Source organism: Acinetobacter sp. AM, assembly GCF_003105055.1.
GTDB classification, from domain to species: Bacteria; Pseudomonadota; Gammaproteobacteria; order Pseudomonadales; family Moraxellaceae; genus Acinetobacter; species Acinetobacter tibetensis.
Window position 1 is genome coordinate 123,828 of the sequence record NZ_QETG01000007.1, and the last position, 6,419, is coordinate 130,246.

Genomic DNA, 6,419 nt, shown 5'->3' on the forward strand with positions numbered 1-6,419 from the left:
TATGCTTTTAAGTAACCTAGAGTCTGTGCCTGGACATACAATTTCCCAGCAACTTGATGTGGTCTACGGCAGTACCGTTCGGAGTAAACATGTGGGACGCGACTTTCTAGCAGGTTTAAAAAATATTGTTGGCGGTGAACTTACTGCCTATACCGAGCTTTTAGAGGAATCACGTCAAGAAGCCATGAATCGTATGATTGCCAAAGCGCAAAGCTTAGGTGCTAATGCCATTGTGGGTATTCGTTTTTCAACCTCAAATATTGCCCAAGGTGCCTCTGAATTATTTGTTTATGGCACTGCTGTCCGTGTTACCCCGTTAAATAATCATCTCCCTGATCCATTTCCAACACAGGCTTAACGCATGGAAAGTTTAATTTTCCAGTTACTCATCTTTGTGGTGCTCTTTAGCGTCGGTTTTGGCTTTGGTCGTTATAACGAACGCAAACATTTGGCAGAGCTTGAACACAATGAAAAGCGTCTTGCCTACATTACCGTAGGAAATTTACGCAAAGTGAGTTTTGAGCAGTCTGGGCACATGATCAGCAGCAATGTTGTGATTTCCCATGATTATTTCAAATATGTACTGGCCACCGTGCAAAACTTTTTGGGTGGCAGACTCACCAGCTATGAAAGTGTCGTAGATCGTGCCCGTCGTGAAGCAATTGTCCGACTCAAACTTGAAGCAGAAAAATACGGCGCAACGCATATCGCTTGTATACGATTGGCGACTACCGAAATGGGCATGCAAGGTGGCATGGTTGAGGTTTTTGCTTATGGCACGGCCATTTTAAAGTCGTAAAACATCTTGCCTATTCACCCAACACAAGCAGCATGAGCATTCAAAATGGCTCATGCGCTCCCATCTTCTATCGTACATTCGGATGGTAGATTGCTCGCTAGAGCATCATTCTCTAGACTGAATAAAATAGGTCACAGATAATAAATCGTTAGCAGTTTAAATAGGTGGAGAAAGCATTACTCTCTCCTATTCTTGCCAATTTACTTTACTTTCGCTTTACGAATCATTCGATACAAAGTACTTGGTGATAAACGTGAAACCAGTACGCCTAATTTTTCTTTACGCCCGCCAATTACAATATATTCATCGCCTTGCATTAATGATTTAACCGCATATTGTGCAAATTCATCTGCGTCTAAACCATTGGCTGTTGCATCATTATCAAAACCTTGTGCCTGACCTACCCCATTTAAAGCATTAATGGACACATTGGTTTTTACAAAACCTGGGAAAACCACCGAAACATCCACCCCTTCATCAGCCACTTCTGCCCTTAAACTGTTTGCCCACATATGAATGGCCGCTTTTGCAGCAGAATATGAAGCACGATATTGCGTACCTAACAACCCTGCAATACTCGAAACAAATACCACCCGCCCAGACTTTTGTTTTAAGAATGTGGGTAAAACGGTTTTGGTCAAAAATACCTGCGAAAAATAATCGACTTCCATAATGGTGCGTTCAGTTTGCATGGTGGTTTCAGCAATCAGGGCGCGCTGACTTAAACCCGCATTATTAATCAGCCAATCAATGCGTCCTTTGGCCGCTAAGACTTGTTCATACGCATGTAAGACTTGAGCTTCATTGGTAATATCTGCACAAATTGAAAGATGTAAATCTGGATTTAACAATCCAACACGCACCTTTTCCAATTCGTCAAGGCGACGGGCAGTCAGCACCACTTGTGCACCTTGTAATGCACATTCTTGTGCCAAGGCTTTACCTAAACCTGAAGATGCCCCAGTAATCCATACCACCTTATTTTCTAAACTGTCTAGCTTGGCCATTGTTGTCTACCCTGATTCGATTACGGCAATTGCCTAATTGTTGGTTGAATTTTCTAAAAAAACAAGAAAATGATTGAAATAATGACTCATGGTTTTGGCATCATATTGCGTGCCCAATTTATCAAAACGCTTATAGCCCATTTGTGTAGTGACATGAATGACCCCGTTCAAGGTCTTATCTACCACCAGATTAAATTTCAGCATTTTTTTCGGAATCCGAATTAAATGCGTCACCCCCTGATCCACAATTTGAGTAAATGCCTGTAAAGCAGGAATCACCTCGGCATTATTACCATGTTGCATTTCTTCGGCAGAACTGAGCAAGGCTTGAACACTGTCTTCATCGACTGGATAGGACAAATAAAATTCACCCTCTTTTTGATACATCAGTTCGTGCAGATAATTCACCATCGGCAGCAAACGTTCATTGCCAAAAAATGACACCGACCACGGCATATATTTACGTGTGGTTTCCATAATGTGCTGGATTACTTTGGCAGACTCATTATCCCCCGAATGCGAAATGCGGGTGATCTCACCAAAAACCTGATCAATCACTTCATAGGAAATATCTGCCAGCACCTCACCCAATGCTTTGGCCAAACTCTCGGTTTGCCCTTGATTAAGTTGTTGATGAATATCCTGAAAACGTTGATGGGTTGCTGATTTCAACTTAAGTGAAATAACATAACTCATTCTATTTTTTCCTTTTTATCAAGTTCTACGATCTTGTGCATGGTCGTTATACAAGCTTCATCATAAAACCTCTCACTTGCTGTGACAATTGCAGAAACAAAGCATTTGACGAACATCCCAAAGCAGTTATTTTTTTGTTACACTAGATGCAATTTTTTATTCACTTTTTATCTATTCTGACTATGACTGATTCTGCGCAAAACATTGCTACGACTTACGATCCGACTGAGATCGAGAAAAAATGGTACCAAACTTGGGAAGAGCGTGGCTATTTCAAGCCCTCTGAAAAAGGTGAATCATTTTGTATCATGATTCCGCCGCCAAACGTCACTGGCAGCTTGCATATGGGTCATGGTTTTAACAATGCCATTATGGATGCCCTCACACGCTACAACCGTATGTCAGGCAAAAACACCTTATGGCAACCGGGTACAGACCATGCGGGTATTGCCACACAAATGGTAGTTGAGCGTCAGTTGGGTGCTCAAGGTGTGAGCCGTCATGACCTCGGCCGTGAAAAATTCATCGAAAAAATTTGGGAATGGAAAGAACAATCGGGCAACACCATTACCCGTCAAATCCGTCGTTTAGGTTCATCGGTAGATTGGTCGCGTGAACGCTTCACCATGGATGAAGGTTTATCCAATGCAGTAAAAGAAGTTTTCGTGAAATTACACGAAGATGGCTTGATCTACCGTGGCAAACGTTTGGTGAACTGGGATCCAAAACTGCAAACTGCTCTTTCAGACTTAGAAGTTGAGTCGGATAAAGAAGAAGCAGGTTCATTGTGGCACTTCAAATATTTCTTTGAAGATAAAAACCTACGCACGCACGATGGCAAAGACCACATTGTTGTAGCGACGACTCGTCCTGAAACATTGCTCGGTGATACTGCTGTTGCTGTGGCACTGGATGATGAACGCTATACACATCTTGTTGGTCAAAACATCATTCTGCCGATTACAGGTCGTGCCGTTCCAATCGTGAAAGATGAATATGTCGATAAAGAATTTGGTACGGGCTGTGTAAAAATCACGCCTGCACATGACTTTAACGACTATGAAGTGGGTAAACGTTGTGAACTCCCAATCATCAACATCTTCAACAAAAATGCAGAAGTGTTGGCTGAGTTTGAATACATCGCGAAAGCGGGCGAGCAAATTTCTAAAACTATCCCTGCTCCTGCGGACTATATTGGTTTAGAGCGTTTTGAAGCACGCAAAAAGCTGGTTGAACAAGCTGAAGCTGAAGGTTGGTTAGATCAAATCCAACCTTACACACTTAAACCACCTCGCGGTGACCGTTCAGGTGTGATCGTTGAACCATTATTGACAGACCAATGGTATGTGAAAATTGCGCCATTGGCTCAACCTGCCATTGAAGCGGTTCAAGACGGTCGCATCAAGTTCGTGCCTGAACAGTACAGCAACATGTACATGGCGTGGATGAACAACATTCAAGACTGGTGTATCTCTCGTCAACTTTGGTGGGGTCACCGTATTCCAGCTTGGTACGATGCTGAAGGTAACATCTATGTGGGTCGTAACGAAGAAGAAGTACGTGCCAAAAACAACATCCCTGCTGATGTTGCGCTTAACCAAGACGAAGACGTACTGGATACTTGGTTCTCTTCTGCGCTGTGGACATTCTCAACTTTAGGTTGGACTGGCGATGCCAAGAAAGATGCGGAAAACTATTTCCTCAATACTTTCCACCCAACTGATGTATTAGTGACTGGTTTTGACATCATCTTCTTCTGGGTTGCTCGTATGATCATGTTTACGATGCACTTCATGAAAAATGAAGATGGTACGCCACAAGTTCCGTTTAAAACGGTATATGTACACGGTTTAGTCCGTGATGGCGAAGGTCAAAAAATGTCGAAGTCTAAGGGTAACGTGCTTGATCCTTTAGACCTCATTGACGGTGTTGACCTTGAGACCTTGGTACAAAAACGTACTACAGGTCTAATGAACCCGAAACAAGCGGCGAAGATTGAGAAATCAACCCGTAAAGAGTTCCCAGAAGGCATTCAAGCCTATGGTACAGATGCAGTTCGTTTCACCTTCTGCGCACTTGCCAATACGGGTCGTGACATTAAGTTCGACATGAAGCGTGTTGAAGGTTACCGTAACTTTGCTAACAAAATCTGGAACGCAACCCGTTTCGTGATGATGAACTGTGAAAATCAAGAAATTGGTAGCGAAATTCGTCAAGACCTTTGGGAATTGCCTGAACAGTGGATCGTGAGCCGTTTGCAAAAAGCAGAAGCTGCGGTACAACAAGCCTTTGCGACTTACCGTTTAGACTTGGCTGCACAAGCGATTTACGAGTTCATTTGGAATGAATACTGTGACTGGTATGTCGAACTGACCAAACCTGTTCTGAATGATGAAAACGTATCAGTTGAGCGTAAAGCTGAAGTTCGTCGTGTACTCCTTGCAGTGATGGAAGCTTCTTTACGTCTTGCACACCCAATCATGCCGTATTTGACTGAAGAAATTTGGCAGACACTTGCACCGAAACTTGGTATTTCTGCTGAAACCATCATGCTTGCGCAGTACCCTGTTGCTAACCCTGAGCGTGTAAACGAACAGGCTGAAGCAGATATGCAATGGCTTCAAGGTTTGATTGGTGCGGTACGTAACATTCGTGGTGAAATGGGCTTAGGTAATGCACGTTTATTACCAGTGCTTCTACAAAACACGACGGAAGCTGAGAAAGCACAGATCACGCGTATTGAAGCGTTGTTTAAAGCCTTGGCGAAAGTGGAAAGCATCACGTTCTTGGCTGATGGCGAACAACCTCCATTGTCTTCTTCTTCTGTGGTTGGGCATGCGTCTGTCTTTGTTCCAATGAAGGGCTTAATTGACCCGAAAGCGGAATTAGGTCGTTTGCAGAAAGACTTAGACAAAGTGCAAAAGCAGCATGACGTCATTGCAGGCAAACTTTCTAATGAAGGTTTTGTAGCGAAAGCACCTGCGGCTGTGGTTGAAGGCGAAAAAGTGAAATTAGCTGAGTTTGCTGACCAGTTAGCGAAAATTAAAACGAATATGGATCAGATTGCAGCGATGTAAAATGTTGTTAATCCAACCAAATATGTAGTATAAAGGGCTGATTATTCAGCCCTTTATTTTTGTTAAAATTATGAAATATCTACAAAGTATTACTGGAACAACTAAAGGTTTAAAAAAGGAAGTCAATATTCCATTAAATGGTAGGAACTTAATTATCACGGGACAAAATGGCGTAGGAAAAACTTTCTTTTTAAATCAAGTAAATAATGTAATAACAAAAGAATTAATTTCCAAATTATCTTCTTTATCAGAAGAAAACTTGAAAATTAAAAGAAGATTTTTTTTACGTCTTGATAGAGTTTTAGAACAATATCCATTTTTGTATTCGCAAATTAATATTGATGAACTAAAAAAATTAAAAAATCTTTCAAAAAGTAAAGACGTAAATGAAAAAAAGAATAATGATTTTTTTGAAATAGCTAAAATAATCTTAAATCAAATTTATGAAATAGTGAGTTTTAGAAAAATTAAATACAATTCAAACTATATTCTATCATTAGAATCTTATAATGATGAATCTAGAATTAATTTAGATCATATACATCCAGATAGCAACCATGAATACAGATTACGAGATGAAGCAGATCAATTAAAGTACCATTTAAATAGAATGAGCTCACTATTAGATGACTTTGATATATTTACTACACTTGGTAGTGATCTTAAAGTTAAAATAGAGAATTTAAATGAACTAAATCAAAATATACAACTCTCTAAAATAACATTTAACTATTTTTCAGCATTTAGACAAACGCAAATTACACATTCAACAAATACAATGTCTTTAGAAGACTATATTAGTACAGCAAAGAATGGATACGAAAACAACTTAGGTCAATT

Annotated in this window: 5 protein-coding genes and 1 pseudogene; 4 read left to right on the forward strand and 2 right to left on the reverse strand. The window is 40.7% G+C overall.

Annotation, left to right across the window (positions count from 1 at the left end):
* The first annotated feature begins 1 nt into the window (after nt 1).
* Both DCO44_RS05725 and DCO44_RS05730 read left to right on the forward strand, forming a co-directional pair.
* Nucleotides 2-358 carry a YbjQ family protein gene (locus tag DCO44_RS05725; protein ID WP_116759914.1) on the forward strand — a complete coding sequence of 119 codons (357 nt, stop codon included), beginning with the start codon at nt 2-4 and terminating at the stop codon, nt 356-358.
* Between the two features lie 3 nt (nt 359-361).
* Nucleotides 362-799: a YbjQ family protein gene (locus tag DCO44_RS05730; RefSeq protein ID WP_116759916.1), complete on the forward strand. Its 438-nt coding sequence runs from the start codon at nt 362-364 to the stop codon at nt 797-799.
* 200 nt (nt 800-999) lie between these two features.
* Here the strand turns inward: DCO44_RS05730 and DCO44_RS05735 are convergent, their stop codons facing one another.
* Both DCO44_RS05735 and DCO44_RS05740 read right to left on the reverse strand, forming a co-directional pair.
* Nucleotides 1,000-1,806, reverse strand: coding sequence for an SDR family NAD(P)-dependent oxidoreductase (locus DCO44_RS05735; protein WP_116759918.1), 807 nt, complete (start codon nt 1,804-1,806; stop codon nt 1,000-1,002).
* 33 nt (nt 1,807-1,839) lie between these two features.
* Entirely contained in the window at nt 1,840-2,502 is a 663-nt protein-coding gene (locus DCO44_RS05740; RefSeq protein WP_116759920.1) for a hypothetical protein, read from the reverse strand.
* A 182-nt stretch (nt 2,503-2,684) separates the two neighbouring features.
* Here DCO44_RS05740 and DCO44_RS05745 point away from each other — a divergent pair, with 182 nt between their 5' ends.
* A complete protein-coding gene (locus tag DCO44_RS05745) occupies nt 2,685-5,579 on the forward strand; it encodes a valine--tRNA ligase (RefSeq protein ID WP_116759933.1) in 2,895 nt (964 codons plus the stop codon).
* 70 nt (nt 5,580-5,649) lie between these two features.
* Nucleotides 5,650-6,419: pseudogene (locus DCO44_RS05750) on the forward strand (hypothetical protein); the annotation flags it as partial.

Excerpts from the sequence above, each read along its gene's own strand:
- DCO44_RS05725 (WP_116759914.1), top strand. The coding sequence starts at position 2 with ATGCTTTTAAGTAACCTAGAGTCTGTGCCTGGACATACAATTTCCCAG.
- DCO44_RS05730 (WP_116759916.1), top strand. The coding sequence starts at position 362 with ATGGAAAGTTTAATTTTCCAGTTACTCATCTTTGTGGTGCTCTTTAGC.
- DCO44_RS05735 (WP_116759918.1), bottom strand. The coding sequence starts at position 1,806 with ATGGCCAAGCTAGACAGTTTAGAAAATAAGGTGGTATGGATTACTGGG.
- DCO44_RS05740 (WP_116759920.1), bottom strand. The coding sequence starts at position 2,502 with ATGAGTTATGTTATTTCACTTAAGTTGAAATCAGCAACCCATCAACGT.
- DCO44_RS05745 (WP_116759933.1), top strand. The coding sequence starts at position 2,685 with ATGACTGATTCTGCGCAAAACATTGCTACGACTTACGATCCGACTGAG.